The organism is Rhodosalinus halophilus (assembly GCF_003298775.1).
GTDB classification, from domain to species: domain Bacteria; phylum Pseudomonadota; class Alphaproteobacteria; order Rhodobacterales; family Rhodobacteraceae; genus Rhodosalinus; species Rhodosalinus halophilus.
In genome coordinates, this window is the sequence record NZ_QNTQ01000008.1 from 291,210 (window position 1) to 318,105 (window position 26,896).

24 protein-coding genes are annotated in these 26,896 nt (G+C 72.2%); 17 read left to right on the top strand and 7 right to left on the bottom strand.

The window, feature by feature from the left end; translation table 11 throughout:
• Positions 1 to 5: 5 nt before the first annotated feature.
• The gene (locus tag DRV85_RS10835; protein WP_113289468.1) at positions 6 to 896 is read right to left on the bottom strand and encodes a LysR family transcriptional regulator; all 891 of its coding nucleotides are present in this window, start codon (positions 894 to 896) and stop codon (positions 6 to 8) included.
• A 159-nt stretch (positions 897 to 1,055) separates the two neighbouring features.
• Between DRV85_RS10835 and DRV85_RS10840 the strand changes: the two genes are divergently transcribed.
• The 7 genes from DRV85_RS10840 to DRV85_RS10870 all read left to right on the top strand — a co-directional run bounded on the left by DRV85_RS10840 (position 1,056) and on the right by DRV85_RS10870 (position 8,942).
• Positions 1,056 to 1,535, top strand: coding sequence for a formate dehydrogenase subunit gamma (locus DRV85_RS10840; protein WP_113289469.1), 480 nt, complete (start codon positions 1,056 to 1,058; stop codon positions 1,533 to 1,535).
• The gene (locus DRV85_RS10845; RefSeq protein WP_113289470.1) at positions 1,532 to 3,058 is read left to right on the top strand and encodes an NADH-ubiquinone oxidoreductase-F iron-sulfur binding region domain-containing protein; all 1,527 of its coding nucleotides are present in this window, start codon (positions 1,532 to 1,534) and stop codon (positions 3,056 to 3,058) included. Before DRV85_RS10840 ends, DRV85_RS10845 begins: the two co-directional genes overlap by 4 nt.
• 135 nt (positions 3,059 to 3,193) lie before the next feature.
• The gene (gene fdhF / locus DRV85_RS10850; RefSeq protein ID WP_113289471.1) at positions 3,194 to 6,076 is read left to right on the top strand and encodes a formate dehydrogenase subunit alpha; all 2,883 of its coding nucleotides are present in this window, start codon (positions 3,194 to 3,196) and stop codon (positions 6,074 to 6,076) included.
• Positions 6,076 to 6,876 carry a formate dehydrogenase accessory sulfurtransferase FdhD gene (gene fdhD, locus DRV85_RS10855; RefSeq protein ID WP_113289472.1) on the top strand — a complete coding sequence of 267 codons (801 nt, stop codon included), beginning with the start codon at positions 6,076 to 6,078 and terminating at the stop codon, positions 6,874 to 6,876. The genes fdhF and fdhD overlap by 1 nt, the downstream gene beginning before the upstream one ends.
• Positions 6,866 to 7,081, top strand: coding sequence for a formate dehydrogenase subunit delta (locus DRV85_RS10860; RefSeq protein ID WP_113289473.1), 216 nt, complete (start codon positions 6,866 to 6,868; stop codon positions 7,079 to 7,081). The genes fdhD and DRV85_RS10860 overlap by 11 nt, the downstream gene beginning before the upstream one ends.
• A gap of 174 nt (positions 7,082 to 7,255) precedes the next feature.
• Positions 7,256 to 8,575, top strand: a complete 1,320-nt coding sequence (locus DRV85_RS10865; protein WP_113289474.1) for an NAD(P)/FAD-dependent oxidoreductase — start codon at positions 7,256 to 7,258, stop codon at positions 8,573 to 8,575.
• Positions 8,576 to 8,585: 10 nt separating this feature from the next.
• A complete protein-coding gene (locus tag DRV85_RS10870; RefSeq protein WP_113289475.1) occupies positions 8,586 to 8,942 on the top strand; it encodes a DUF5368 domain-containing protein in 357 nt (118 codons plus the stop codon).
• Positions 8,943 to 9,072: 130 nt separating this feature from the next.
• On the opposite strand, the gene DRV85_RS10875 is transcribed toward DRV85_RS10870, so the two are convergent.
• Entirely contained in the window at positions 9,073 to 9,786 is a 714-nt protein-coding gene (locus DRV85_RS10875; protein ID WP_113289476.1) for a nitroreductase, read from the bottom strand.
• Positions 9,783 to 10,871, bottom strand: a complete 1,089-nt coding sequence (locus tag DRV85_RS10880; protein WP_113289477.1) for a CaiB/BaiF CoA transferase family protein — start codon at positions 10,869 to 10,871, stop codon at positions 9,783 to 9,785. The genes DRV85_RS10875 and DRV85_RS10880 overlap by 4 nt, the downstream gene beginning before the upstream one ends.
• A gap of 118 nt (positions 10,872 to 10,989) precedes the next feature.
• Between DRV85_RS10880 and DRV85_RS10885 the strand changes: the two genes are divergently transcribed.
• The 3 genes from DRV85_RS10885 to DRV85_RS10895 all read left to right on the top strand — a co-directional run bounded on the left by DRV85_RS10885 (position 10,990) and on the right by DRV85_RS10895 (position 13,910).
• Positions 10,990 to 11,796 carry a TIGR03084 family metal-binding protein gene (locus tag DRV85_RS10885; RefSeq protein WP_113289478.1) on the top strand — a complete coding sequence of 269 codons (807 nt, stop codon included), beginning with the start codon at positions 10,990 to 10,992 and terminating at the stop codon, positions 11,794 to 11,796.
• 46 nt (positions 11,797 to 11,842) lie between these two features.
• Positions 11,843 to 12,907, top strand: coding sequence for a phosphotransferase (locus DRV85_RS10890; protein ID WP_113289479.1), 1,065 nt, complete (start codon positions 11,843 to 11,845; stop codon positions 12,905 to 12,907).
• A gap of 154 nt (positions 12,908 to 13,061) precedes the next feature.
• A complete protein-coding gene (locus DRV85_RS10895) occupies positions 13,062 to 13,910 on the top strand; it encodes an enoyl-CoA hydratase/isomerase family protein (protein ID WP_113289480.1) in 849 nt (282 codons plus the stop codon).
• On the opposite strand, the gene DRV85_RS10900 is transcribed toward DRV85_RS10895, so the two are convergent.
• A complete protein-coding gene (locus tag DRV85_RS10900; protein WP_113289481.1) occupies positions 13,907 to 14,791 on the bottom strand; it encodes a LysR family transcriptional regulator in 885 nt (294 codons plus the stop codon). The two genes, DRV85_RS10895 and DRV85_RS10900, sit on opposite strands and share 4 nt — an antisense overlap.
• 110 nt (positions 14,792 to 14,901) lie before the next feature.
• Here DRV85_RS10900 and DRV85_RS10905 point away from each other — a divergent pair, with 110 nt between their 5' ends.
• From DRV85_RS10905 to DRV85_RS10915, 3 genes are read left to right on the top strand one after another with little or no spacing between them, the layout of a single operon-like run.
• The gene (locus tag DRV85_RS10905) at positions 14,902 to 16,446 is read left to right on the top strand and encodes a proton-conducting transporter transmembrane domain-containing protein (protein ID WP_113289482.1); all 1,545 of its coding nucleotides are present in this window, start codon (positions 14,902 to 14,904) and stop codon (positions 16,444 to 16,446) included.
• Between the two features lie 31 nt (positions 16,447 to 16,477).
• Positions 16,478 to 18,889, top strand: a complete 2,412-nt coding sequence (locus DRV85_RS10910; protein ID WP_113289516.1) for a YbcC family protein — start codon at positions 16,478 to 16,480, stop codon at positions 18,887 to 18,889.
• Positions 18,886 to 19,740 carry a DUF6671 family protein gene (locus tag DRV85_RS10915; protein ID WP_113289483.1) on the top strand — a complete coding sequence of 285 codons (855 nt, stop codon included), beginning with the start codon at positions 18,886 to 18,888 and terminating at the stop codon, positions 19,738 to 19,740. Before DRV85_RS10910 ends, DRV85_RS10915 begins: the two co-directional genes overlap by 4 nt.
• Positions 19,741 to 19,747: 7 nt before the next feature.
• On the opposite strand, the gene DRV85_RS10920 is transcribed toward DRV85_RS10915, so the two are convergent.
• Positions 19,748 to 20,680: a hydrogen peroxide-inducible genes activator gene (locus tag DRV85_RS10920; protein ID WP_113289517.1), complete on the bottom strand. Its 933-nt coding sequence runs from the start codon at positions 20,678 to 20,680 to the stop codon at positions 19,748 to 19,750.
• 119 nt (positions 20,681 to 20,799) lie between these two features.
• Between DRV85_RS10920 and DRV85_RS10925 the strand changes: the two genes are divergently transcribed.
• Positions 20,800 to 21,552: a GNAT family N-acetyltransferase gene (locus DRV85_RS10925; RefSeq protein WP_113289484.1), complete on the top strand. Its 753-nt coding sequence runs from the start codon at positions 20,800 to 20,802 to the stop codon at positions 21,550 to 21,552.
• 3 nt (positions 21,553 to 21,555) lie between these two features.
• On the opposite strand, the gene DRV85_RS10930 is transcribed toward DRV85_RS10925, so the two are convergent.
• Positions 21,556 to 22,533, bottom strand: coding sequence for an ornithine cyclodeaminase family protein (locus tag DRV85_RS10930; protein ID WP_113289485.1), 978 nt, complete (start codon positions 22,531 to 22,533; stop codon positions 21,556 to 21,558).
• A gap of 13 nt (positions 22,534 to 22,546) precedes the next feature.
• A complete protein-coding gene (locus DRV85_RS10935) occupies positions 22,547 to 23,671 on the bottom strand; it encodes an NAD(P)/FAD-dependent oxidoreductase (protein ID WP_113289486.1) in 1,125 nt (374 codons plus the stop codon).
• Between the two features lie 185 nt (positions 23,672 to 23,856).
• Here DRV85_RS10935 and DRV85_RS10940 point away from each other — a divergent pair, with 185 nt between their 5' ends.
• The 3 genes from DRV85_RS10940 to DRV85_RS10950 are packed head-to-tail and all read left to right on the top strand — an operon-like array spanning position 23,857 to position 26,878.
• On the top strand, positions 23,857 to 24,555 hold the full coding sequence (locus DRV85_RS10940) for a hypothetical protein (protein WP_113289487.1): 699 nt from the start codon (positions 23,857 to 23,859) through the stop codon (positions 24,553 to 24,555).
• The gene (locus tag DRV85_RS10945; protein WP_113289488.1) at positions 24,552 to 25,661 is read left to right on the top strand and encodes an AAA family ATPase; all 1,110 of its coding nucleotides are present in this window, start codon (positions 24,552 to 24,554) and stop codon (positions 25,659 to 25,661) included. Before DRV85_RS10940 ends, DRV85_RS10945 begins: the two co-directional genes overlap by 4 nt.
• Entirely contained in the window at positions 25,658 to 26,878 is a 1,221-nt protein-coding gene (locus tag DRV85_RS10950) for a vWA domain-containing protein (protein WP_113289489.1), read from the top strand. The genes DRV85_RS10945 and DRV85_RS10950 overlap by 4 nt, the downstream gene beginning before the upstream one ends.
• Positions 26,879 to 26,896: the final 18 nt, after the last annotated feature.

Consider the following 26,896-nt stretch of genomic DNA (forward strand, 5'->3'; position numbering starts at 1 on the left):
GGGGGTCAGACCTCGGCCTCCGCGAGGCGCTGCGCCTCGCGCATGAGCGCCGCCACCGCGGGGGTCGCAGGGTCGCGCTCGGGCGCCACCAGCCCGATCAGATGCTCCGCCTCCGGCGCGACCAGAGGCACCGCATCGAGCCCGCCCATCCGGCCGAAAAGCTCGGCGAGCCTGCTGGGCAGCACCGTGGCCAGACCGCCCTCGGTCACATGCGTGACGAGCGTGATGACCGAATTGGCCTCGAGCACCGGATCCGCCTCCGCCCCGGCCTCGGCCATGTGCTGGCTGACCAGGCGACGATTCTGCATGTCCGGCGTCAGCAGCGCGAGCGGCAGCGCCGAAAGCTCCGCCCAGCCCAGGCTTTCCCGCCCGGCCAGCGCGCCGCCCGCCGGGGCGAGCGCCATGTAGCGTTCCCGGTAGAGCGGCGCCGCGCGCACGCGCCCCAGCGGCTCGCTGTCGAGATAGGTGACGCCGGCATCCGCCTCGAGATCCTCCAGCATGGCGAGGATCTCGGCCGAGCTGCGCGAGAAGATGCGGAAGCGGATATCGGGATGACGGGCTCGGAATGGCGTGGTCAACGCCGTCACGGTGCTGAGCGCGGTGGGGATGACCGCGAGCCGCAGAACCCCGGACAGCCCCTGTCGCGCCGTGCGCATCTCCTCGCGCATGGCGCGGGTGTCGGCCACGATCCGGCGCGCCCAGTCCAGCACCCGCTGCCCTTCGGGCGTCAGCCCCTGATAGCGGGTGCCGCGCCAGACGAGCATCACGCCCAGCTGCTCCTCGAGCTGCTTGATTCCCGCCGAGAGCGTGGGCTGCGTCACCCCGCACTCCTCGGCCGCGCGGCCGAAGTGCCGGGTATGGGCGAGCGCGATGAACATCTCGAGCTTGTCGATCATCCGGCCTCCGGGCCTGCACGGCGCAGCGTGCATTTGCGGCACGCCTGACCGAATTTGCGACCATTGATAGAGAACTTCTATCAAGTCACGAAGCTGCGGCATTGAACCGCAGGCCGTCAAGCGGCATCGCGGGGGCGAAAGTTCAAGCGGAGCAGCCAGATGGCCCTCGACACTGCCGCGAACCCACGGCTCGCCCGGCTGGAGGCGATCCTCGACGCGCACGAGGGGCGCGAGGGGCCGCTGCTGCCAATTCTGCACGACGTGCAGGCCGCCTTCGGCTGCGTGCCCGCCGAGGTCATCCCGCGCATCGCCGACCGGCTGAACCTGACCCGCGCCGAAGTGCACGGCGTCGTCAGCTTCTATCACGACTTCCGCGACGAACCGGCCGGCCGTGTCGTGGTCAAGCTCTGCCGCTCCGAGGCATGCAAGGCCACGGGCGCGGATGCGCTGGCCGCTGCCGCGGAAGCGCGCTGCGGCGTGGCAATGGGCGAGACCGCCGCCGACGGCGCGGTGACGCTGGAGCCGGTCTATTGCCTGGGCCTTTGCGCCTGCGGGCCGGCGGCGATGGTGGGCGATACGCTCGTCGGCCGGCTCGACGCCGACCGGCTCGACGCGATGCTGAAGGAGCGTGGGCTGTGAGGGTCTATCTTCCCCGCGACGCCGCCGCGAAGGCGCTGGGCGCCGAAGCCGTGGCAGAGGCGCTTCTGGCGGAAGCCGCGCGCCGCGGCGTGGCGCTGGAGCTGATCCGCACGGGCACGCGCGGCATGATCTGGCTGGAGCCGCTGGCGGAGGTCGAGATCGACGGCGTGCGCCACGGGGTCGGCCCGATGACGCCCGGCGATGTGCCCGCGCTCTTCGAGGGGGCCGCCGCGCACCCGAAGGCGCTGGGGCCTGTCGAGGCGCTCGACTGGATGAAGCGGCAGACGCGGCTGACCTTCGCGCGCTGCGGTTTGATCGACCCTCTGAGCCTTGCCGACTACGAGGCGCATGGCGGGCTTGCCGGGCTGCGCCGCGCGCTCGGCATGACGCCTGCGCAGATCGTGGAGGAAGTGACCGAGAGCGGGCTGCGCGGCCGCGGCGGCGCGGGCTTTCCCACCGGCATCAAGTGGACCACCGTGCTGAAGGCCGAGGCGCCGCAGAAATACATCGTCTGCAACGCCGACGAGGGCGACTCGGGCACCTTCGCCGACCGGATGCTGATGGAGGGCGACCCCTTCACCCTGATCGAGGGCATGACGATCGCGGGGCTCGGCGTGGGCGCGACGAAGGGCTACGTCTACCTTCGCTCCGAATACCCCGACGCCATCGAGGTGATGGAGGCGGCGGTGCGCCTCGCCCGTGACGCCGGCGTGCTGGGCGCGGACGTGCTGGGCTCGGGCCGGGCCTTCGACATGGAGATCCGCGTGGGCGCGGGCGCCTATGTCTGCGGCGAGGAGACCTCGCTGCTCAACAGTCTCGAGGGCAGGCGCGGGATCGTGCGCGCCAAGCCGCCGCTGCCGGCGATCGAGGGGCTCTTCGGGCGGCCAACGGTGGTCAACAACGTCATCAGCCTGGCCACCGTGCCTGTGATCTTCGAGAAAGGCGCGCGCTTCTACGCCGATTTCGGTCTGGGCCGCTCGAAAGGGACCATCCCGCTGCAGATCGCGGGCAACGTCGCGCGCGGCGGGCTCTTCGAGACCGCCTTCGGGATGCCGCTGGGCCGGATCGTCGAGGAGATCGCGGGCGGCACCGCCTCGGGCCGCCCGGTGAAGGCCGTGCAGGTGGGCGGGCCGCTGGGCGCCTACATGCATCCGGCGCAGTTCGACACGCCCTTCGGCTACGAGGAATTCGACGGGCAAGGCGGGCTCATCGGTCACGCGGGCCTCGTGGTTTTCGACGACAGCGCCGACATGCTGGAAATGGCGCGCTTCGCCATGGAATTCTGCGCAGTGGAGAGCTGCGGGAAATGCACCCCCTGCCGGATCGGCGCGGTGCGCGGCGTCGAGACTCTGGACCGCGTCCGTCAGGGCGACGCGGCAGCCTTGGGGCTTCTGGAGGATCTCTGCGAGACGATGAGCGCGGGCTCGCTCTGCGCGCTGGGCGGCTTCACGCCCTATCCCGTGATGAGCGCGCTGCGCCACTTCCCCGAGGAGTTCGGGATGGCGCGGGAGGCGGCGGAATGAGGCGCGGTGCCGTGCAAGGACCTTGGAAGGTCCTTGGCCACGCCGCGCGAGCGCGGCGTGGCGACGCGATTTTCAAATCGCGTGGGCAAGGCGCTTGCAAGCGCCTTGCACACGCGACTGACCGGGAGCCTTGAGATGAAGGATTTCGTCATTCCCTGGGACGATGCGGACAAGGGCACGCCGGCGAAGACGGGCGCGCCGGTGACGCTCACCGTGGACGGCATTGCGGTGACGGTGCCGGAGGGCACCTCCGTCATGCGCGCGGCGGCGGAGGCGGGCATCCAGGTGCCGAAGCTCTGCGCGACCGACAGCCTGGAGGCCTTCGGCTCCTGCCGGCTCTGCGTGGTGGAGATCGAGGGGCGGCGCGGCACGCCCGCCTCCTGCACGACGCCGGTGGCCGACGGCATGGTGGTGCACACGCAGACCGACAAGGTCGCGAAGCTGCGCCGCGGGGTGATGGAGCTCTACATCTCCGACCATCCGCTCGACTGCCTGACCTGCGCGGCGAACGGCGACTGCGAGCTGCAGGACATGGCCGGCATGGTGGGCCTGCGGGACGTGCGCTACGGCTACGAGGGCGAGAACCACGTCTTCGCGCGGGCGGGCGGCGAGGCGAACGCGCGCTACCTGCCGAAGGACGAGTCGAACCCCTATTTCACCTACGATCCCTCGAAGTGCATCGTCTGTTCGCGCTGCGTGCGCGCCTGCGAGGAGGTGCAGGGCACCTTCGCGCTGACGATCGAGGGCCGCGGCTTCGACAGCCGCGTCTCGGCCGGCATGGCGGGCGACGACTTCCTGACCTCCGAATGCGTGAGCTGCGGCGCCTGCGTGCAGGCCTGCCCCACCGCCACGCTGCAGGAGAAGAGCACTGTTGAGCTCGGCACGCCGGATCGCAAGGTGGTGACGACCTGCGCCTATTGCGGCGTCGGCTGCTCCTTCGAGGCGCAGCTCAATGGCGACCGGCTGGTGCGGATGGTGCCCTGGAAGCACGGCAAGGCGAACCGGGGGCATAGCTGCGTCAAGGGGCGCTTCGCCTACGGCTACGCGGAGCACCCGGACCGCATCCTGAACCCGATGATCCGCGAGAGCATCGACCAGCCCTGGCGCGAGGTCAGCTGGGAGGAGGCGGTCGGTTTCGCCGCCGGGCGGCTGCGGTCCATTCAGGAGACGCACGGGCGGCAGGCCATCGGCGGCATCACCTCGTCGCGCTGCACCAACGAGGAGACCTACCTCGTCCAGAAGATGATCCGCGCGGTCTTCGGCAACAACAACACCGACACCTGCGCGCGGGTCTGCCATTCGCCCACGGGCTACGGGCTCAAGACCACCTTCGGCACCTCCGCCGGCACGCAGGATTTCGATTCGGTCGAGGCCTCGGACGTCGTGGTGGTGATCGGCGCGAACCCGACGGACGGGCACCCGGTCTTCGGTTCGCGGCTGAAGAAGCGGCTGCGCCAGGGCGCGAAGCTGATCGTGATCGACCCGCGGCGGATCGACCTCGTGCGCACGCCGCATGTGGAGGCGGCGCATCACCTGCCGCTGCGCCCCGGCACCAATGTCGCGGTCCTGACCGCGATGGCGCATGTCATCGTGACCGAGGGGCTTGTGGACGAGGAGTTCGTCGCAAGCCGTTGCGACACGGAGGCTTTCGAGGACTGGGCCGCCTTCGTCGCGGAGGAGAGGAACTCGCCCGAGGCGACCGAGGCGCTCACCGGCGTGCCCGCGGCGGAGCTGCGCGCGGCGGCCCGGCTCTACGCCACCGGCGGCAACGGGGCGATCTACTACGGGCTCGGCGTGACGGAGCACAGCCAGGGCTCGACCACCGTCATGGCGATCGCCAACCTCGCCATGGCCACCGGCAACATCGGCCGGCCCGGCGTGGGGGTGAACCCGCTCAGGGGTCAGAACAACGTGCAAGGCAGCTGCGACATGGGCAGCTTCCCGCATGAGCTCCCGGGGTATCGCCACGTCTCGGACGACGCCGCGCGCGAGGTCTTCGAGAAGATCTGGGGGGCGAAGATCGACGCGGAGCCGGGGCTCAGGATCCCCAACATGCTGGATGCGGCCGTTTCGGGCGAGTTCAAGGGCATCTACATCCAGGGCGAGGATATCCTGCAGTCCGACCCGGACACGCGGCACGTGGCCGCCGGTCTCGCCGCGATGGACTGCGTGATCGTGCACGACCTCTTCCTGAACGAGACGGCGAATTACGCGCATGTCTTCCTGCCCGGCTCCACCTTCCTCGAGAAGGACGGCACCTTCACCAACGCCGAGCGGCGCATCAACCGCGTGCGCCGGGTCATGGCGCCGAAGAACGGCTATGCCGACTGGGAGGTGACGCTGCTGCTGGCGAACGCCATGGGCGCGGACTGGGACTACACCCACCCGTCCGAGATCATGGAGGAGATCGCCGCGACGACGCCGAGCTTCGCGGGCGTGACCTATGCGCTTCTGGAGGAGAAGGGCTCGGTCCAGTGGCCCTGCAACGCGGCGCGGCCCGAGGGCTCGCCCGTGATGCATGCAGAGAGCTTCGCCAACGGCAAGGGGCGCTTCATGGTCACCGAATACGTGGCCACCGAGGAGCGGACCGGCCCGCGCTTCCCCCTCCTGCTGACGACGGGGCGGATCCTGTCGCAGTACAACGTGGGCGCGCAGACCCGGCGCACCGCCAACACCGTCTGGCACCAGGAGGACGTGCTGGAGATCCACCCGCACGACGCCGAGGTGCGCGGCGTGCGCGAGGGCGACTGGGTCAAGATCGCCTCCCGCAAGGGGGAGACGTCGCTCCGCGCGCATCTCACGGACCGCGTCGCGCCGGGGGTGGTCTACACCACCTTCCACCACCCGGACACGCAGGCTAACGTGGTGACGACCGACTATTCCGACTGGGCCACGAACTGCCCGGAATACAAGGTGACGGCGGTGCAGGTCGCGCCCTCGAACGGGCCGACCGAGTGGCAGCGCGACTACGCCGAGCAGGCCGGGCGCGCGCGGCGCATCCTGCCGGCGGCGGAGTGATGGGGGCGCCGCGGCTCTCCCCCGTGGCGCGTGCGGGGGCGCCCGCGCCCCGGCCGCTGGCCGAGGAGGCGGCGGTCGCGCTCGTCTACAACGGCACGACCCAGGCGGTGATGATGGCCACGCCCGCCGATCTGGAGGATTTCGCGGCGGGCTTCACCCTGACCGAGGGGATCGCGCGCGCCCTTTCCGACATCGCCGAGCTGGAGGTGGTCGAGCACCCGCAGGGGATCGAGTGCCGCATGTGGCTCGCCGAGGACCGCGCCGAGGCGCTCGCCGCGCGGCGCCGCGCGATGGCGGGGCCGGTGGGCTGCGGGCTCTGCGGGATCGACAGCCTGGAGCAAGCGGCGCGCCCGGCCGCGCAGGTGACCGCGCCGCTCGCCCTGCCCCGGTCCGAGATTCCGGCGGCGACGGAGGCGCTGCGCGCCGCGCAGCCGCTGCACGACGCCACGCGCGCGGTGCACGGCGCCGGGCTCTGGGTGCCGGGCGAAGGTCTCGTCGCGGCGCGCGAGGACGTGGGCCGCCACAACGCGCTCGACAAGCTCGCCGGCGCGCTCGCGCGCGGCGGGGCGGACGCGCGGCGCGGCGCGGTGGTCCTGACCTCGCGGATCTCGGTCGAGATGGTGCAGAAGGCCGCCGCCATGGGCGCGCCCGCGGTGGTCGCCGTCTCCGCGCCCACCGCCGCGGCCGTGCGCCTCGCCGAGGCGGCGGGGATGACCCTCGTCGCCCGCGCGCGCGACGGCGCCTTCGAGATCGCCGCCCACCCGCACCGCATCGTGGAAAGGCCCCCGCATGTCGCCTGAGAAGCTCGCCCGCATGGCCAACCAGATCGCCACCTTCTTCCGCGCGCAGCCTGCAGAGGACCGTGCCGCGCTGGTGGCCAAGCATCTGAACGACTTCTGGGAGCCGCGGATGCGACGGCAACTGCTGGACCTCGTGCAGGCAGGCCACGCCGATCTCGACCCGCTGGTGGTCGAGGCGGCGGGACGGATGCGCGCGCCGGCCTGACCGGCCCGCCCGCTCGGTGCGGCCTTGCGGGCGCGTCTCGCGAAGAGGCCCGGCGACGGGCCGATGAGCGGCCGTCCCCGAAAATGATACCCCGTCGAGATCTCTTTTTGATCTGCATCAACGCCACGGCATGCTGACGTATTCCATATCCGCCATATGACGCGGAGGACACGCATGACCGATTCCCGAGATTTCACCGCCAGCCGCCGCGCCTTTCTGGGCCTGGCGGCCGGGGCGGGCGCGCTGGCGCTGGCCGGCCAGGGCGGCCCGGCGCGCGCGCAGCTGCGCACGAACGCCCATATCGTGATCCTGGGCGCCGGCGCCGCCGGCACGGCGCTGGCCAACCGGCTGGCCGCGCGGCTCGAAGGCGCGCGGATCACCATCGTGGACGGACGCGCCCAGCACTGGTATCAGCCCGGCTTCACCCTGATCGCTGCCGGGCTGAAGCCCGCCGACTACTCGGTGAGCACCACCACCGAGTGGCTGCCCGACGGCGTGGAGCTGAAGCCAGAATACGCCGCCGAGATCGATCCGGAGGCGAAGACCGTGGGTCTCGCCGGGGGCGAGACGCTGAGCTACGACTATCTCGTCGTGGCGCCGGGCCTCGTGCTCGACTGGGACGCGGTCGAGGGATTCTCGCTCGACATGGTGGGCGAGAACGGCATCGGCGCGGTTTATGCCGGACCCGACTATGCGGCGAAGACCTGGGCGGCGATGGACCGCTTCACCGACGAAGGCGGCGAGGCCGTCTTCTTCCGCCCGGCGACCGAGATGAAATGCGCGGGCGCGCCGCTCAAGTACACCTTCCTCACCGACGACTACGCCCGCCGCAAGGGCACGCGCGGGGCGACGAAGATCACCTACGCCGCGCATTCGGGCAGCCTCTTCGCCGTGCCGATCGTCAACGAGAAGGTGCGGATGCTCTACGACGAGCGCGGCTTCGACGTGCACTACGACCACGTGCTCAAATCCCTGGATCCGGGCCGCAAGGTGCTGACCTTCGACACGCCCGAGGGCGCGACCGAGATCCCCTTCGACTTCACCAACGTGATCCCGCCGATGCGGGCGCCGGAGGTGGTGCGCCAGTCGGGCCTGTCCTGGGCGGACAGGTGGGTGGACCAGGGCTGGGTCGAGGTGGACCAGCACACCCTGCGCCACCGTCGCTACCCCGAGGTCTTCGCCGCCGGCGACGTGGCCGGCGTGCCCAAGGGCAAGACCGCGGCCAGCGTCAAGTGGCAGGTGCCGGTGGTCGAGGAACATCTTGTCGCGCAGATCGCGGGCGACACCACCGACGCCTCCTACAACGGCTACACCTCCTGCCCGCTCATCACCCGCGTGGGCCGGGCGATGCTGATCGAGTTCGACTACAACAACGATCTCGTGCCGAGCTTTCCCGGCGTCATCGCGCCACTCCAGGAGCTCTGGATCAGCTGGCTGATGAAGGAAGTGGCGCTCAAGGCCACCTACAACGCCATGCTGCGCGGCATGGCCTGAGGAGGAGACCATGGAAGAGCTGACCTTCACCACACTGATCGCCGTGTTCGAAGAGATGTTCGGACGCTGGCTGTTCTGGGGCATGGTGGTCGCCGCGGTGGCGGTCACCCTTCTCTACGTCTACGTCCTGATCCGCGACCATTCGGTGAGCTGGCGCAAGTTCCTGCTCGCGCAGCTCGCCATGCCGGTGGGCGCGGTGGCGGCGGTGATCTTCGTCTTCGCGGTGACCGATTCGGGTCTCGGCGACATGGGCGGGCCGATCGACGTGATCGTGTTGCTGGGCGTGGCCGCCGCAGGCGCCGTCGGGGCCGCGATCCTCGTCTACACGGTCCAGTCGCTCGTGGCGCCGCCCGCGCGCGAGACCTGACGCAGTTTCGCCCGCCGCCCCAGCATCCCCAGATCCCTGGCGGCGGGCGCTTCGCGGCGGGACGGGCGTGATGCGCCTGTCCCCTCGCCCGCCCGGCCCGCCGCGTCTCTTTCCGTCAAAGCTCCCGCCCTCACCCGCGCCAGTCGATGACCTCCTCCGGCGCGGCGCGCTCGGTGCGGTAGGCATTGGCGGGGTGGTCGGCATCGGCCAGCCCGAAGGCGATGCCGCAGACCACCAGCCGGTCCTCGGGGATGGCGAACCAGTCGCGCAGGAAGGGCGCCTGCGTGGCCAGCGCGGCCTGCGCGATGCTGGCCACGCCCGCCGCCTGCGCCGCGGTCATGAAGCCGGTGACGAAGGCGCCGCAGTCCAGCACGCCGTAGGTACCGAGCGCGCGCGGACTCGTCACGATCGCCACGTGCGGCGCGCCGAAGAAGCGGAAGTTCTCCAGCATCTGGCGGGCCGAGGCCGCGCGGTCGCCCCGCTCGATCCCCAGCGCGCCGTAGAGCTGCCAGCCGCAGACCGAGCGGCGCTCTCTGTAGATCCCTTCGTAGGCGGTGGGAAAGGCGATGTCCGGCTCCGGGGCGGCTTGCTGCGCGTGGGCATGCAGCGCGGCGCGCAGGCGGTCGGTCTCCGGCTTGCGGGTGACGATCAGCTGCCAGGGCTGGGTGTTGTTCCACGAAGCCACCCGCTGCGCCGTCGCGACGATGCGGGCGACCGTCTCCTCCGGAATCGGCGCGTCGCGGAAGGCGCGGCAGGACCAGCGCGCGGCGAAGAGCCGGTCAAGCGTGACGAGAGCGTCAGGCTGCGCCTTTCCGGCCTCGGGTTGCGGCCGAGGGGAGCTCATGCAGTCTCGCGCAGCCAGGCGCGGATCTCCGCGCCGTGCTCGCCGCGGGCGGGGGCCGGGCGGAGCGGGGCCGCATGCCCATCGAAGCGCGGCGCGGGCGCGGGCTGCAACCCGCTCTCCGCGCGGACCCAGGTGCCGCGCGCTGTCAGATGCGGGTCGCGCGCGGCCTCTTCGGGGTCGAGCACGGGGGCCACGCAGGCCTCGGAGCCCTCGAAATGCGCCGCCCAGTCATCGCGGCTCTTCTGCGCGAAGAGGCCGGCGAGGCGCGCGACCAGGCGCGGCCAGCGGTCCGCGTCGAACTGATCGGCGAAATCCGCATCGTCGGCAAGCCCCATGCGGTCGAGAAACGCGTCGTAGAACTTGCGCTCGAGGCACTGGACGGTGACGAAGCCGCCGCAGGCGCAGACATAGGTGCGGCACCAGTGCGGCCCGTCGAGCAGGCTGCGCCCGCGCGTCATCGACACCGCCCCCTGCGGCGCCATCGACATCAGCAGGGCCATCATGTGCGCCGAGCCGTCCACGATGGCCGCGTCCACCACGCTGCCGCCTCCGCTCGCGCGCGCCTTCAGCAGTCCCGCCAGCATGCCGGCGACGAGGTAGAGCGCGCCACCGCCGATGTCCCCCACCAGCGTGGGCGGCGTGAGCGGCGGGGTGCCCGGCGGAGACGCATACCACAGCGCGCCCGAGAGCCCGATGTAGTTCAGGTCGTGGCCGGCCTGCGTCGCGCGCGGCCCCTCCTGCCCCCAGCCGGTCATGCGGCCGTAGACAAGCGCCGGGTTGAGCGCATGCGCCGCCTCCGGCCCCATGCCCAGCCGCTCCATCACGCCGGGCCGGAAGCCCTCGATCAGACCGTCGGCGCGCGCGACCAGCGCCTCGAGCACGGCCAAGTCCTGCGGATCCTTGAGGTCGAGCGCGATCGAGCGCTTGCCCCGGTCCAGAAGGCTGCGCTCGCCCATGCCCGGCGTGCCGGCCGGCACGCGGCGGTGAACGACGATCACCTCCGCGCCCAGATCGGCGAGCATCATGCCCGCGAAGGGCGCCGGCCCCAGCGCCTCGACCTCGACGATGCGGATGCCCTCGAGCATGCGGTGTCCCTCCCGTCGCAGAGCCTGCGCGGGAACGTCGGCAGGCGCAAGACGGCCGGCTTGAGGGCGGGCGCGAAGCCTGTCAGTCTGACGCTCCCGGCAGAGAAGAGGACAGTCCATGCAGCAGGCCGAGGATTTCGGCGCCGAGTCCGCTGCACTCGACGCGCTTCTCGACGCGATGGCGCCCGGCGACTGGCAGCGGCCCACGCAGTTCAAGGGCTGGACGCCCGAGGACATTCTCGTTCACCTGCATTTCTGGAACCGCGCGCAGGATCTCGCGCTCACCGATCCCGAGCGATTCGCCTCCGAGACCGAACCGCTGCGCCGCGCGCTCGAGTCCGGGCGCGGACGCCTCCACGAAGCGCAGGAGGTGCGCGAGCGGGGTCCGGTGCTGCGCGCGGCCTGGGCCGCCTACGCCGCCGAGATGGCCCGCCGTTGGGCCGAGGTCGATCCCCGCCGCCGCCTGCCCTGGATCGGGCCGGAGATGTCGGCGCGCTCGGCGATGACCGCGCGCCAGATGGAGACCTGGGCCCACGGTCAGGCGATCTGGGACATGCTGGGGCGCGAGCGCGAGGAAAGCGATCGCCTTGCCAACATCGTGCATCTGGGCGTGGCGACCTTGGGATGGTGCTTCGAGGTGCAGGGGCTGGGCACGCCGCCGCATCTGCCGCGGCTGGAGCTGGTCGCGCCTTCTGGCACCCTGTGGACCCATGGTGCGCCCGACTGTCCCGACAGGATCGAAGGGAGCGCGGTCGATTTCTGCCGGGTGGTGACGCAGACCCGCAACGTCGCGGATACCGCGCTGCGCGTCACGGGGCCCGTGGCCACGCAATGGATGGCGCATGCGCAGTGCTTCGCCGGTCCGCGCGAGCGCCCGCCTGCCCCGGGCACGCGCTACCGCGCGTCACCGCCCGACCCGGCTTGACAGCGCGCCGCGCCGCGGCTCCTGTCCCTGCGGGGAGGACGGCGCAATGACCGAAGACAGCCGACCGGCGCAGAACGCCGCGACAGACCCGCCGGATCCGGCGCGGCTGGAGCGCTGGCTCGCCGCGCATGTGCCGGGCTTCGCCGGGCCGATGACGCTGACGCGCTTTTCGGGCGGGCAATCGAATCCGACCTGGCGCGTGGACACGCCCGAACGCGCCTATGTCCTGCGCGCCAAGCCGCGCGGCGCGCTGCTGCCCTCGGCGCATGCGGTGGATCGCGAGTTTCGCGTGATGGGCGCGCTCGCAGGTTCGGGCGTGCCGGTGCCGGAGATGCGCGCGCTCTGCGAGGATCCCGAGGTGATGGGCCGGACTTTCTTCGTCATGGAGCATGTCCCCGGACGGATCTTCTTCGACCAGCGGCTGCCGGACATGTCGCGCGAGGAGCGCGCGGCGATCTTCGACGACATGAACCGGGTGATCGCGCGGCTGCACAGCCTGCGGCCTGCGGACGTCGGGCTCGACGACTTCGGCAAGCACGGCGCCTACATGGCCCGGCAGGTCGCGCGCTGGACGAAGCAGTACCGCGCCTCCGAGACGGCCCCCAATCCGGCGATGGAGAACCTGATCGCCTGGCTGCCCGAGCATCTGCCCGACGAGCGCAAGGTGGGCATCATTCACGGCGATTTCCGGCTCGACAACCTGATGATCCACCCGACCGAGCCGCGCATCGTCGCGGTGCTCGACTGGGAGCTTTCGACGCTGGGCGATCCGATGGCGGATTTCGCCTATCACGCGCTGTCCTGGCGGGTCTCGCCCGATCTCTTCCGCGGCCTCGCGGGGGTCGATTTCGCGGCGCTCGGCATTCCGGACGAGCGCGCCTACGTCGCGCGCTACCTGGAACGCACCGGGCAGGACTGGCCCGAGGCCTGGGAGTTCTACCTCGCCTTCAGCCTCTTTCGCATCGCCGCGATCCTGCAGGGAATCGCCAAACGCGCCGAGGCGGGCACGGCGGCCGATCCGCGCGCCGCCGAGACCGGCGCGCTGGCGGTCCCGCTGTCGGAACTCGCCTGGGATCTGGCCCGCCGCGCCGGCGGAGGCCGCGGCGCCTGACGCACGGCGTGCAATCGCACACTGGTCGGGCGGCACGGGCGAACTAACTGCTTCGAATTGGAGAGGTCGCGCGGCTGCCCGGCGCGCACCGCGGTCGAGGAGTCCGCGTCACGGCCGGGGTTTCCCCCGCGCGGCGAGGGACAGGAAGAACGCGATGGTCTACGCTTCACGCGACGCGACACGCGCGAGCCGCACCCTGCCGGCCACCTCGACGCTCGACCTCGAACTGGAGGACGGCTGGCTGTTCGTCTGGCTCAACGAGCCGTCGCTTCGAAATCCGCTTTCCTCGCAGCGCGTCGCCGATCTCGCGCGTGTCTGCGAGACGCTCGCGCTGCGGCCGGACATCCGCGGCGTCGTCTTCCGCGGGCGCGGCGGCATCTTCTCCGCCGGTGGCGATCTTTCCATGCTGCGCGCCGCCGCCAACGGCGAGGTCGAACGCGAGTCGCTCATCCGCGCGAGCCGCGCGACCGGCGCGCTCTTGCGGCGGGTGGCGACGCTGCCCCAGCTCACGGTGATGGCGGTCGAGGGCGAGGCGGTCGCCGGGGGCTGCGGCCTTGTCGCCGCGGGCGATGTCGTCGTCGCCGAGCGCGGCGCGAGGTTCTGCTTCTCCGAGACGAGGATGGGGCTGGTGCCGGCACAGATCGCGCCCGTGGTCATGACGCGGCTCGGCTGCCGCGTGGCGCGGCGGCTGCTTCTGCTGGGCGACAGCCTGACCTCCGAAGAGGCGCAGGCCGCCGGCCTCGCGGATGTGGTCGTGGATGGCCCGGACGCCCTGGACGGCGAACTCGCCGGGCTCAGGGCGCAGGCGCGGCTCTGTGCGCCGGGCGCCGTGTCGGCCACCAAGCGGCTGCTGATGGATCTGCCGGGGCTCTTCCCGGACGAGCAGCTCGACATGGCCGCGCAGGTCTTCGCCGATCAACTCGACAGCGCCGAGGGCCGGGACGGGCTGGAAAGCTTCTTCGGCCGCCGCCCCCCCGGCTGGGTGAGCGACGGCGAGGCCTAGGCCGGCAACGCCGCACCATGCACGAGCGCGCGCAGCAGCGGATTGGGAAAGCGCCGCTCCAGCGTCACGGCATAGAAGCTCTCGACGATGCCGGGCAGGCGCTGCGCCTCGACGAGTACGCCCTGCGCGAGCTCGTCGGTCACGACGATCGGGGGCAGCACGGCGAGTCCCGCGTCCGCGCGCGCCAGCAGGCGCATCATCGCCATGTCGTCCACCTCCGCCGCGATCTGCGGGCGCAGGCCGAGCCGGTCGCAGAGCGCATCGAAGCCCGTGCGCACGCCGCTGTCGCTGGTGGGCAGGATCACCGGCTGCTGCACCAGCAGATCCTCGAGCGCCCCGCCCTGCCCCAGCCGCGCCGGCGTGCCGACGAGGCTGACGCCCTGTTCGTCGAGCTTGTGCGAGACGAAGGGCGTGACCGCGTCGCGCGCCGCGGCCCGGTTCAACAGCACCACGTCCAGGTTGAGCTGTTCCAGCGCCTGCATCAGCTCCGCCGGCCCGCCCGAGTGCAGGATGATCTCGACATCCGCGCGCCCGAGCAGCGGGCGCAGGAAGGCCAGCGTGAAGTTGCGCGACAGCGTCGCCAGCGCGCCCACCCGCAGCGCACGGCGGGTCCGCCCCTGCGCCTTGAGCGTGTCGAGCAGCTCTTCGCCCGCAGAGAAGATCGTATCGGCATGGTCGAGCGCGATCCGGCCCGCCTCGGTCAGCACGAGCTGCCGGCCGCGGCGCTCGAAGAGCGGGTGGCCAAGCTGCTGCTCGAGCTTGCGGATCTGCGTCGACAGCGCGGATTGCGACAGGTTCAGCCGCTCGGCCGTGCGGGTCAGATTGCCGTCATGCGCCACGGCCCAGAAATAGCGGAGGTGGTTGTAGTTGAGCTGCGCCATGACCGTTCCATAACAGAGAACGGTTACACGCATACAATGAATTTTTCTTTCCTGTGCCACCGCATTACCTCGCTCTGCACCATTGTGACGAGAGCGAGGGAAACGCGCAGATGGATATCTACACCCTGTCCCTTCTGGCGCCGCTGGCGCTGATCGCGGCCGCGGCCGCCGGCTTTCTGAATTCCGGCCGCCGTCCGGAATGGGTGCCGCAGATCGCCGAGGGCGCGGCGCTGGTCGCTGTCGCGGTCGCCGTGGTCTCGGGCCTCGTGCTGGCCGCCAACGGCCCCGGCACGGGCGAGGTCATCGGCCTCATGGTCCGGCTCGACCTGCTCAGCGTCATCATGCTGCTGCTGGTCAGCTTCGTGGGCTGGGTGGTCCTGCGCTACACGCGCACCTACCTCGACGGCGAGGACCGGCAGGGCGCCTTCACCGGATGGATGGCGCTGACGCTGGCGTCGGTCCTCGTGTTCGTGCAGGCGGGGCATCTGGCGCTTTTCGTGGTGGCCTTCATCGCCACCTCGGTCTTTCTGCAGCGGCTGCTCCTCTTCTACCCCGAGCGGGTGCAGGCGCAGCGCGCGGCGAAGAAGAAGTTCGTCACCTCGCGGCTGGGCGAGGCGGCGCTGATCACCGCCGCCGTGCTGCTCTACAACGGCTATGGCACGGCCGAGATCGGCGAGATCCTGGCCGCGGCACGCATCGGCGTGACGCCGGAGGCGGCGCTCTGGGCCGCGGGCTTCCTGGCGCTTGCCGCGCTGCTGAAGTCGGCGCAGTTCCCGACGCACGGCTGGCTCACCGAGGTTATGGAGACGCCCACGCCGGTCTCGGCGCTGCTGCACGCGGGCGTCATCAACGCGGGCGGCTTCCTGCTGATCCGCTTCGCCGACGTGCTGCTTCTGGCGCCCGGTGTGCTGGCGGTGCTGGTCATGATCGGCGGCTTCACGGCGGTCTTCGGCGGGCTCGTCATGCTGACGCAGCCGGCGGTCAAGACCTCGCTCGCCTGGTCCACGGTCGCGCAGATGGGCTTCATGATCCTGCAATGCGGGCTCGCGCTCTTCCCGCTGGCGCTGCTGCACATCGTGGCGCATTCGCTCTACAAGGCACATGCGTTCCTTGCCTCGGGGCAGGCCGTCGACGGCGTGGCCGCGATCCGGCGGCCCGGCCCGGTGGCGATCCCGAACGGCGCGGCGGTGCTCAAGGCCTTCGTCGCGGCGCTGGCGATCTACGGGGTCGTGGGCGCAGGCTTCGGCTTCGAGTCGAAGTCCCCGCAGGCGATCGCGCTGGGCGCCATCCTGATCTTCGGCGTGGCCTACCTGCTGGCCCAGGGCCTGGCGGACCAGGCGCCCAAGGTGCTCACCCAGCGGACCGCGCTCTACTCGGTCGCGGCCTCGATCGCCTATTTCGCGCTGCAGCGCGGCGCAGAAGCAGCCATGGCCGGCACCTTGCCCGCCACGCCCGCGCCCGGGCCGCTGGAATGGGCGCTCATCGTGCTGGCGGTGATCTCCTTCGGCGCGGTCGCCGTCGCGCAGGCGATGTTCCCGCTCTGGGCCTATCACCCGGCGGCGGCGGGCCTGCGGGTGCATCTGTCGAACGGGCTTTACGCGAACGCGGTGATGGACCGCATCCTCGGCGGCTGGGCGCTGCGGCGGTCGAACTGAGGCAGGAACAGGGAGCGAAACGATGCAGGACATGACCGAAACCAGGCTTCTCGTCGAGAACGACACGCTGATGCAGGCCGCCGACGCCGCCGGCCGCGCGATCCCGCCGGTCTGGCCGCTGGCCTCCTCGGTTGCGGTGAACCCCTATCTCGGCCAGACCGGCGAGCGGCTCGCCACCACCGGGGCGCGGCTGGCGCGGGTCGCGGGCGTGGGCGTGACCATGCCGCGGAGCTGGTATCAGGCCCGCCTCGCCGACGGGCGGATCACCGACGACGACCTCGCCGCCGCGCTCGAGGCCTGCCCGCATGCCGCGCGGCCCAAGAGCCTCGCGGCGCTCAGGGAGGCCGCCGCCCAGCCCGAGCGGCGCCCGCATGCGCTGCCCACCATCGCCGAGATGGCGGCGGATCACTCGGGCATCGACTGGGAAGGCCTGATCGCCGACCGGATCAGCCACTGGGCGGCCGCCTATTTCGACGAGGGTCAGGCGCTCTGGAAGGCGCCGAAGCGCCGCGGGCCCTACGCGGAATGGCGGGCGATGGCGACGCACGACCTGATCCCGGAAATCCACGGGCTCAGGGGGTTCGCCGCGCATGTCTTCGACGCGCCCGAGACGGCCGAGGGCGTGATCGCGCGGGCGGCGGAGCGGCTGGGTCTGGCGCCCGCGATGCTCGAGACCTACTTCCACCGGCTTCTGATCAGCATGGGCGGCTGGGCGCAATACGCGCGCTACCGGCTCTGGCAGGTGGAGCTCGGCGGCGGCACGGATCCGATCATGGCCGAGATGCTGGCCATCCGCCTGATCTGGGAGGAGGCGCTGCTCGCCCAGTACGAGGAGGATATCATCGACCGCTGGGAGCGGGTGCGCCGGTCGCACGCGGCCCCGGTCGAGCCCACCGCCGACCTCGTCGTGGACGAGATCCTGCAGGAAGCCGCCGAGCGCGGCGCTCAGCGCGAGATCGCGGCCATGTTCGCCGCCGAGGCCCCCGAGCGGGGCGCGGAGCGGCCGGCGCTTCAGGCGGCGTTCTGCATCGACGTGCGCTCCGAGGTGTTCCGCCGCGCGCTCGAGTCGCTCGACCGGGGAATCGAGACGCTGGGCTTCGCCGGCTTCTTCGGCGTGGCGACGAAGCATCGCGGCTTCGCCTCCGACGTTGAGGAACTGCGGCTGCCGGTTCTGCTCAATCCCGGCGTGGGCTCGGTGTCGGGCACGCCGGATATGGCGGAAGAGGACAGGCAGGCGCGCTTCGCCGCGCGGGCCAGCCGCGCCTGGGGCCGGTTCAAGCTCGCGGCCGTCTCCTCCTTCGCCTTCGTCGAGGCGATGGGGCCGGTCTATGCCGGCAAGCTGGTGCGCGACGCGCTGGGGCTGGAGCCGGCCGAGCTGCCCGACGGCCCCGCGCCGCGGCTCGACCCGGCGCTGGACCTGGAGGCCCGGATCGGCGCGGCCGAGACGGTGCTGCGCGCCATGTCGCTCACCGAAAACTTCGCGCGGCTGGTGATCCTCGCGGGCCACGGCGCCAACGTGACCAACAACCCGCACGCTTCCGCCTACCACTGCGGCGCCTGCGGCGGCTACTCCGGCGAGGTGAACGCGCGCCTGCTGGCCGGCCTCCTGAACGACCCCGAGGTGCGCGCGGGCGTCGCCGCGCGGGGCATCGAGATTCCCGCCGACACGCTCTTCCTCGGCGCGCTGCACGACACCACCACAGACGCGGTGAAGCTCTACACCGCGGATGTGGACGCCTCGGCGCACGGCGAGGATCTGAGGCAGGCGAAGGACTGGCTCGCGCAGGCGGGCAAGCTCACCCGCGGCGAGCGGGCGCTGCGTCTGCCGCGGGCGGGCAGCGCGGCGGAGGTCGAGCCGCGCTCGCGCGACTGGGCGGAGGTGCGCCCCGAATGGGCGCTCGCGGGTTGCCGTGCCTTCATCGCGGCGCCGCGGGCCCGGACGCTCGGCAAGGATCTCTCGGGCCGCGCCTTCCTGCACGACTACGACTGGAAGCAGGACGAGGGCTTCCCGGTGCTCGAGCTCATCATGACCGCGCCCGTCGTGGTGGCGAGCTGGATCAGCCTGCAATATTACGGCTCGACCGTGACGCCCGACCTCTGGGGCGGGGGCAACAAGCTTCTGCACAACGTCACCGGCGGCATCGGCGTGGTCGAGGGCAATGGCGGGCTGCTGCGCGCGGGGCTGCCGTGGCAGTCGGTGCACGACGGCGAGGATTTCCAGCACGAGCCGCTGCGCCTGTCGGTCTGCATCGAGGCCCCGCGCGAGGCGATGTCGGCGATCCTGGAAAAGCACGAGGGCGTGCGCGCGCTCTTCGACAACCGCTGGCTGCACCTCTTCGCGCTGGACGAGGCGGGCCAGCTCGCCTGGCGCTACGCGGGCGATCTGGAGTGGGAGCCGGTCGCCGCGACCGAGGCGAAGCCACGCCTCAAGGCGGTCGGATGAGCGAGGGAGCGCCCGGTCTCTGGGCCGGGCGCGTCGCGCGTCTCGCCACCATGCACGGCAAGGAGGCCGCGATCGCGCCGCCGCTCGCACGGCTCGCCGGCCTCGAGGTGCGCCGCGCGACCGGCGTCGATACCGACGCGCTCGGCACCTTCACCGGGGAGGTGCCCCGCGCGGGCACGCTGCACGAGGCCGCCGAAGCGAAGGCGCGGCTCGCGATGCGCGCCGCAGGCAGCGACCTCGGGCTCGCCAGCGAAGGCGCCTACGGCCCACACCCGCAGATCCCCTTTCTCGCCAGCGGCGTGGAGACGCTCGTGCTGGTGGACGAGGCGCGCGGCCTCGTGCTGCGCGAGACGATGGAGGCGCGGCGCCCGGTCTACGACCAGGTCGAGGCGGCGGGCCTCGCCGCGCTCGAGCCCTTCCTTGCGCGGATCGGGTTTCCCCAACAGGGCGTTGTCGTGCGTCCGAACCGCGGCGGCGGCAGCCAGCGCAAGGGCCTGCGCGCCCGCGCGCCGCTGGCGCGCGCCGTCGAGGCGGCCGCCGCGGCCTCGCCGGACGGCCTCGCCGTCGTCGAGACCGACATGCGCGCGCACATGAACCCCACGCGCATGGCCGCCATCGCGCAGCTTGCGGAACGCTTCGCGACGCGGCTCGCCCGCGCCTGTCCAAGCTGCGGCGCGCCGGGCTGGGGCGTCGCGCGGCCCGGGCCGCCCCTGCCCTGCGCCTGGTGCGGCGGGGAGACGCTGGCGCGCGGGGGGATGGTCTGGGGCTGCGCCGCCTGCGGCGAAGAGGCGGCGCAGGACGAGGCGCGCGCGATCGCCGATCCGGGGCAATGCCCGGCGTGCAATCCGTGAGGCCCCCTCAGCCGATCACCTGCAGCAGCCCGCGGTGGTCGGTGCGCGCCACGTCGCGCGCGATCTCGGCGAACCGCTCGAAGCCGGTGCTCCGCCCTGCCGAGCGCCGCCAGACCATGCCGACCATGCGCGTCAGCCGTCCGCCCCGGAAAGGGCGCACCGCCACGTCCGCATCCGGCGAATCGACCTCGGAGGCGACGTAGAGCGCGGGCAGGATCGTCATGCCCATGCGCATGGCCGCCATCTGGCGCAGCGCGTCGAGGCTGGTGCCTTCGTAGTCCTGACGCAACCGCGCGCCGGCGCGGGCGCAGAGCTCGGCGATCTGGGCATGCAGCGCATAGTCCGGCCCCAGGGTCAGGACATCCTGCCCCGCAAGCGCCGCGATCTCGATCGGCCCGCCGCCGCCGAGCGGATGATCATGCGCCATCACCGCGAAAAGCGGCTCGCGAAAGAGTTGCGTCACCACCGCATCGGTCGTGGGCACCGGCGTCTGGGTCAGCGTCACGTCGTGCATGCCCTCGAGCAGCTCGCCGATGAGCGCCCGCGGCGGCGCCTCGCGGATCACCAGCCGCAGATCGGGGAAGTGCTCGCGCAGGCGGCGCACCAGCCGCGGCATGAAATAGGGACCGAGCGTCGGCGAAACGCCCAGCCGCACGGTGCCGGAAATGCCCGCCTCGGCGCGATGGCAGGCCGCGACCATCGCCTCGGTCTCGGCGATGATGCTGCGTGCCCGGCGCAGAACCTCTCGCCCCGCCGGGGTCAGCACGACGCGCCGCCCTCGCTCGACGAGGTGCTGTTGCAGGCACGTCTCGAGGTTGCCGATCTGCTGACTCAGCGAGGGCTGCGTGACCTCCATGCGCTCGGCAGCCTTGCGGAAGTGGCCGGTATCGGCGAGTGCCACGAAATAACGCAATTGCTGGAGCGTCGGCTGGCGGGTCATGCGGATCGGCGGCCTGGCGAGAATCTGATAGGTAATTCCTATCATGATTGCAGCCCTGATAGGATTGATTTCAGGTCGAGTGGCTGCAAATTTTTGAATATTGAGCTGGGTGGGTAACCATGACCTTCGATTTTTCCACAGAGAACGCGCTCGACGCGGCGCATGGCGCATCGCCGGATCCGGCACATCCGCGATCGCAGGGGCCGCTCGGCGCGGCGGAGCTGCAGCGGCTTCGGCGATCGGGCGCGGCGGTGGCCTTCGATCCCGCACAGGGCGGCTGGGTGCCCGCGGATGCCGAGGACGATCTTTATCTGCCGCCCGCCATGCCACAGGCCGGCACCATCACTCACGGTCGTTCGGCGCAGCCGGTGCGGGGGTTCGGCGGCATGGCCGGGCTCCCGCTCGGCGATCACCGCCTGCGGCCCTGGCGCGCGACGGAGGCGGCGCGGCTCGCGGAGCTGCTCGGAGATGCCGAGGTCTGGCGCCATCTGCCGGAGTCCTTCAGCGGCGCGCTGACGGAAGAGGACGCGGCGGCGCTGATCGCGCTCGCCAACGGCGGCGCGCACCACGAGGTCCTGGCGGTCGAACACGATGGTGAGGTCATCGGCCAGGTCCGGCTGGAGTTTTCCGCCGACGGCCGCGAAGCGGAGCTCAGCTACTGGTTCGGGCGCGCGCATTGGGGCAAGGGGCATGCGGGGCACGTGGTGCCCCGCTTCGTCGCGGAGACCCGCGCGCGCCACGCCCGCCTTGACCGTCTGACGGCCCGCGTCCATCGCGACAATGCCGCCTCGGCGCGCGTGCTGGCCCGGGCCGGCTTCACCGAGGAGGCGACGCGGGGCGACTGGCGCCATTTCTCCCGCGGGATGGGCTGAGAGTCAGAAGGGCGCCTCGATCCCGCGGCCGTCTGCGACGGCCCGCCGCCAGACGTGATGCGCGACAGCGAGGTCCTGCGCCGCCACCCCCAGCGAGCGATATAGCGTGATGTCCGCGTCGCCGCGACGCCCCTCGGCCGCGCCCGACAGCACCTCGCCGATCTCGGCGTGCAGATGCTCCGGCCCGATGCGGCCCGCCGCCGTCATGTCCACGATTTCGCCCGCCTGCGCGAAAAAGGAGGCGCGGAAGTCGCAGAAGACCGCGCTGCGCAGCACCGCCGTATCGTCCAGCTCGCGCTTGGTCGGAACCGAGGCCCCCACGGCGTTCACATGCTGTCCGGGCTGCAGCCAGTCGCCATGCAGCACCGGCGTCGAGGAATTCGTCACCGTGCACACGAGATCCGCCGCGCGCAGCGCGGCCTCGGCGTCCGTGCCGCTTTCGATGACGAGAGCGGGGTGATGCACGCGCATCCGCTCCGCGAAGGCCGCCGCGCGGGCGGCGTCGCGGCCGATCACCGTGACGCGGGTCACCGGCCGGACGGCGCGCATCGCGGCGAGGTGGTGCTCGGCCTGCTCGCCGTGGCCGATCAGCACGAGCCGTTCCGCCCCCGGACGCGCAAGCGCGCGGCTGGCCACGGCGCTCGCTGCCGCGGTCCGGATCGCGGTCAGGAGCCCGGCCTCGATCATCGCGACGCAGCCGCCGGTCTCCGCCTCGAAGAGCGCGACCGCGCCCCGGTGCGAGGAGAGCCCCCGCGCCGGGTTGTCGGCAAAGATCGAGACGATCTTGACCCCGTAGGCGGCTGGCACATCGAGCGCACCCGGCATGACGCCCATGATCCTGCCCTCGCCCACCGGCACGACCTGGCGCAGGGGCATCTCGGCGCCGCCGCTGGACACGCGCCGCATCGCCGCCTCCACGACGTCGATCGCCTCGGCCATCGGCAGGAGCGCCGCCACGTCCCGGGCGTTCAGCACGCGCATCGACCCCTCCTGCTCAGGCCGCGAGCGCCGGGCGGTCCGGCGCGAAGACCGCCGGATCCACCCCCGCGGCGACCAGCGGCGCCGGCACCTCGCGCCCCAGCGCGCGCGCCGCGGCCAGCTGCCCCAGGGCCGGCGCGGTCTGGATGCCGTAGCCGCCCTGCCCCGCAAGCCAGAAGAAGCCCTCGGCGTCGGGTGCGAAACCCGCCACGGGCTCGCCATCGGCCACGAAGCTCCGGAGTCCGGCCCACTTGTGGTCGATCCGGCGGACGGAAATCTCGAAGGCGCGCTCGATCCGGTCCACCGCGATGGCGACGTCGAGCTCCTCCGGCTGGGCGTCGCAGGGCACGGTGGGCGTCGCATCGGCCGGCGAGATCAGCAGCTTGCCGGCGTCGGGCTTCACGTAGAACTGTTCCTCGGCGTCCACGACCATCGGCCAGTCCTCGCCGGCCGGTCCGTCAGGCGCATCGATGAGCGCTGCGGTGCGCCGCTTGGGCGTGAGACCGACCGGCGCGATGCCGGCCATCTGCGCCAGCGCGTCGGCCCAGGCGCCCGCGGCGTTGACGAGCACAGGCGCCTCGATGGTGCCCTGCTTGGTCCCGACACGCCAGACGCCGCCGGCGCGCGTGACCTCCCGCACCTCGGCGTCGGTCAGCAGCTCGCCGCCCGCCGCCTTCAGCGCGCGCAGGTAACGCTGATGCAGCGCGTCCACGTCGATGTCGCTCGCTTCCGCGTCCCAGAGCGCGGCGGCGGCATAGTCCGCGCGCAGGAGCGGCATCTTCGCGCGTGCCTCGGGGATCCGGGCGCTTGCCAGCGCACCGCCCATCTCGGCCTGCAGCGCGGCAAGGGCCGCGCGCTGATCCTCGCGGGCGATGAAGAGCACGCCGCGCCGCCGCAGAAGCGGCGCGCCGGCCGGCCCCGTCCAGTCGCGGAAGGCGGGCCCCGAGGCGCGCGACAGCGCCCGCACGCCCGGCGGGCCGTAGGTGCAGGTGTAGAGCGCGGCGGAGCGGCCCGTGGTGTGATAGCCCGGCCGCGTCTCGCGCTCGATCAGCAGGACGCGCGCCTCGCCCGCCAGTTCCGCCGCGACCGACGCGCCCGCGATGCCGCCGCCGATCACCGCGATATCCGCCCTCTGGGTCATCCGTCCCTCCTTCGCTCGCCCGCCCCTGCATAGCGCCGCGAGGCCCGGATGGAAATGCGCAGACCGCCGCCCGGCCGCGCCCGAACCGGGCGCTCCTCGCCACGGGGAGCCCGGCGAAGAGGCCCGCAAGGGCCGATGAGCGCACCCACTCGACCCCCGCGCGGAACCGCCCTAGCTTGCCCGGCATGATCGTCGTCGCGCCCAACACCGTGCTGAACCCCGCCGCGCTCGAGACGCGGCAGGTGCCCAAGAAGATGTTCCGGCGCGTCGCGGTGCTGCCGCGGCGCGCGGGCTTCGCCACCTGGGCGCGCATCGTGTTCGACGTGCAGATCCTGCGCTATCTCGTGGCGCTCGCGCCCTTCGTCGTCGCCATGCTGATCTGGCCGCGCCTCGCCTTCCCCATCGCCCAGGCGCCGATCCTGATGGTGCTGCTCGTGGGGCTCGTGGAGATGAAGATGCTGCGCGTCTCGAAAGACGGCCGCGCGGACCTGATCGACGAGGATGCGGCCGCCCGCGGGCTCGATACGCTGCGCTTCCGCGCGCGGTCGATCCTCACGCGTCTTGCCGCCCGCAAGGAGCTGTCCGAGCACCGGCTGCACCTTGTGATCGAACAGTCGGAGCTCGCCCGCGTGCCGCCGCTCACCCTCGTGTCGGTCCAGCTCGACGGGCCCGATCCGCAGCTGCTGCCGCTCGACGCCGATGAGCAACGCCTGATCCGCGACGAGCTCTTCGGCGGCGCGCTGACCGAGCGCGAGCTGCTGCGGATCAACCTGCGCGAGGATGTCTTCCTGCGCGACGTGGCGCTCGAGGCGCGGGGCGTCTCGGCGCATGCGCGCCTCGCGGCGCTGATGGAGCGGGCGCCCGCGGCGGAGCACGCGCAATGAGCGTCAACGCGCGCCAGCTCTCGGCGGGCGAGGCGGCCGAGGTGCTCTTCGCCGGCTGGCGCGCACAGACCGAGCGCGGCCTCACGACGAGCTGGATGCTTCACGGCCGCCCCGGCGTCGGCAAGACGCAGGTCGTGCAGGAGCTCGCCGAGCGGATCGGCGCGCGGCTCTTCGATCTGCGGCTGACCACGATCGAGCCGCAGGATCTGCGCGGCCTGCCCTACTACGATCACGCCGCGCAGCGGACCGTCTGGTATCGTCCCGAGGATCTGCCCGAGGATCCCGAGACGCCATCGGTGCTCTTCCTGGACGAACTTACCGCAGCGCCGCCGCATCTGCAGCCGACGGTCTACGGGCTGCTGCAGGAACGCAGGGTGGGCCGGCACCGGCTGCCGCGCTCGGTCTTCATCGTGGCCGCGGGCAACACGGTGGAGGACGGGGCGGTGGCCTACGACATGGGCACCGCGCTCTCGGACCGGCTCGTGCATCTGGCCGTGCGCGCGAGCGCCGAGGACTGGCTGGCCAACTACGCGCCGCGGCGCGGGATCGACCCGGCCGTGACGGCCTTCCTGCGCGGGCGGCCCGATCTGCTCGACACCACCGAGCGCAGCCTGCGCGACGGCACGCTGATCGCCTGCACCCCGCGGAGCTGGGAGCGGGTGAGCGACATCATGCGCGCGGTTCCCGACCGGCGGATCCGGCAGGCGATGATCGCCGGCACCGTGGGCGAGGCGGCGGCCGCGGAATTCGCGCTCGTCGCCGACGACGTCGCCGCGCAGGTCCAGGTGGCCGAAATCCTCGCCGCCTCCCCGCGTGCGCGCCGCGACCTCTACCCCGAGACGCTGCACGGGCTGAACGCGCTGATCTACGGGCTCGTCGGCGCCGCGGACGGCGAGACCATGGAGGCGGCGATCGAGGTCATGGCGGGCATCCGCGAGCTCGGCCGCGACCCGCGCTTCGCCGGGCTGCCCTTGGCCGAACTCACCACTTTCGGCTTCGAGATGCTGATCCGCAAGGCGCTCGAAGAGGGCACGCAGGACGCCTTCCTGCGCTCGCGCGCCTATGCCGCCTACGCCGAGGAACGCAAGGCGGCGGGTCTCGAATGACGGTGCATTCCGAGCGCGCCGGGCAGGCTCTCGCGCATCTCGGCGAGGCAGACCCGGCGCTCGCCGCGCTGGCGCTCTGGATCGCGCATCGCGACGGGGCGCCCATGCGCTCGGACGGCGCGACGATCTACTACGACGCGGGCTTCGCCCTGCGGCCCCTGCCCGAACAGGTGGGGCTCGCGGGGCATCACATCCTGCATGTGGCCTTCCGCCACACGCCCCGGATGGCCGCGATGCAGGAGCGCGAAGGCGCGCGCTTCGACGCGCGGCGCTTCAACCTCGCGGCCGACGTGATCGTCAACGAGGCGCTGCTCGCCGCCGAGCACGCCTTGCCGCGGCCGGCCGTCCGTCTGAGCGATCTGCTGGCCCTGCTGGGCGAGCCGGCCGAAGCCGCGGCGACCGCGCTGGCCGACTGGGACGTGGAGCGGCTCTATCTCGCGCTCGGCGCGCGCGAGGCGCAGGGCGGCGGCGAGACCGAGAGCTACGCCCGCGCGAAGGCCTTCGCGCCCGACCTCGCGCCCGACGCCGACCGCGGCGGCGAGGATCCCGAGGCGGCCGACTGGCAGGGGCATCTGTCGCGCGCGCTGGAGGCCGGGCGGCAGGCGGGCCGCGGCATCGGCCGGCTCGCCGGGGCGCTGGGCGACCTTCCGGCACCGCACGTGCCCTGGGAGCGGCAGCTTCGCGGGCTCGTCGCGCGCGCGCTCGGCCACCGCCCGCAGCACGCGCCGGCACGCCCCGCCCGCCGCTGGATCGCGCGCGAGGCGCAGGCCCGCGCGGCCGGCAGCCCGACGCCCGGCTTCGAGCCCGCGCTCGCGCGCGACGGCGCGCGACCACGCATCGCGGTGGGCCTCGACACCTCGGGGTCAGTGGAGGACGACATGCTCACGCTCTTCGCCGCCGAACTCGCGGGCCTGGCCGGACGCACCGGCGCGGAGACGCATCTGCTCGCCTTCGACGAGACGGTTCAGGAAACCAGGCTGCTGCCCCCGACGGGCATCGCGGCCGCGCTCCGCGCCCGCCCGCTCCGGCGCGGCGGCGGCACGAGTTTCGTCGAGGTGCTCACGCAGGCCGAGGCGCTGCGTCCCGCAATCACGGTCGTGCTGACCGATCTCGACGGGGTCTTCCCGCCGCGCCCCGGAACGCCCGTCGTCTGGGCCACCCCGCATGCCCCGCTCGCGCCGCCGCCCTTCGGCCGCGTGCTGGTCATGGACCGCTGAGGCGCCAGCCTTCCGCAC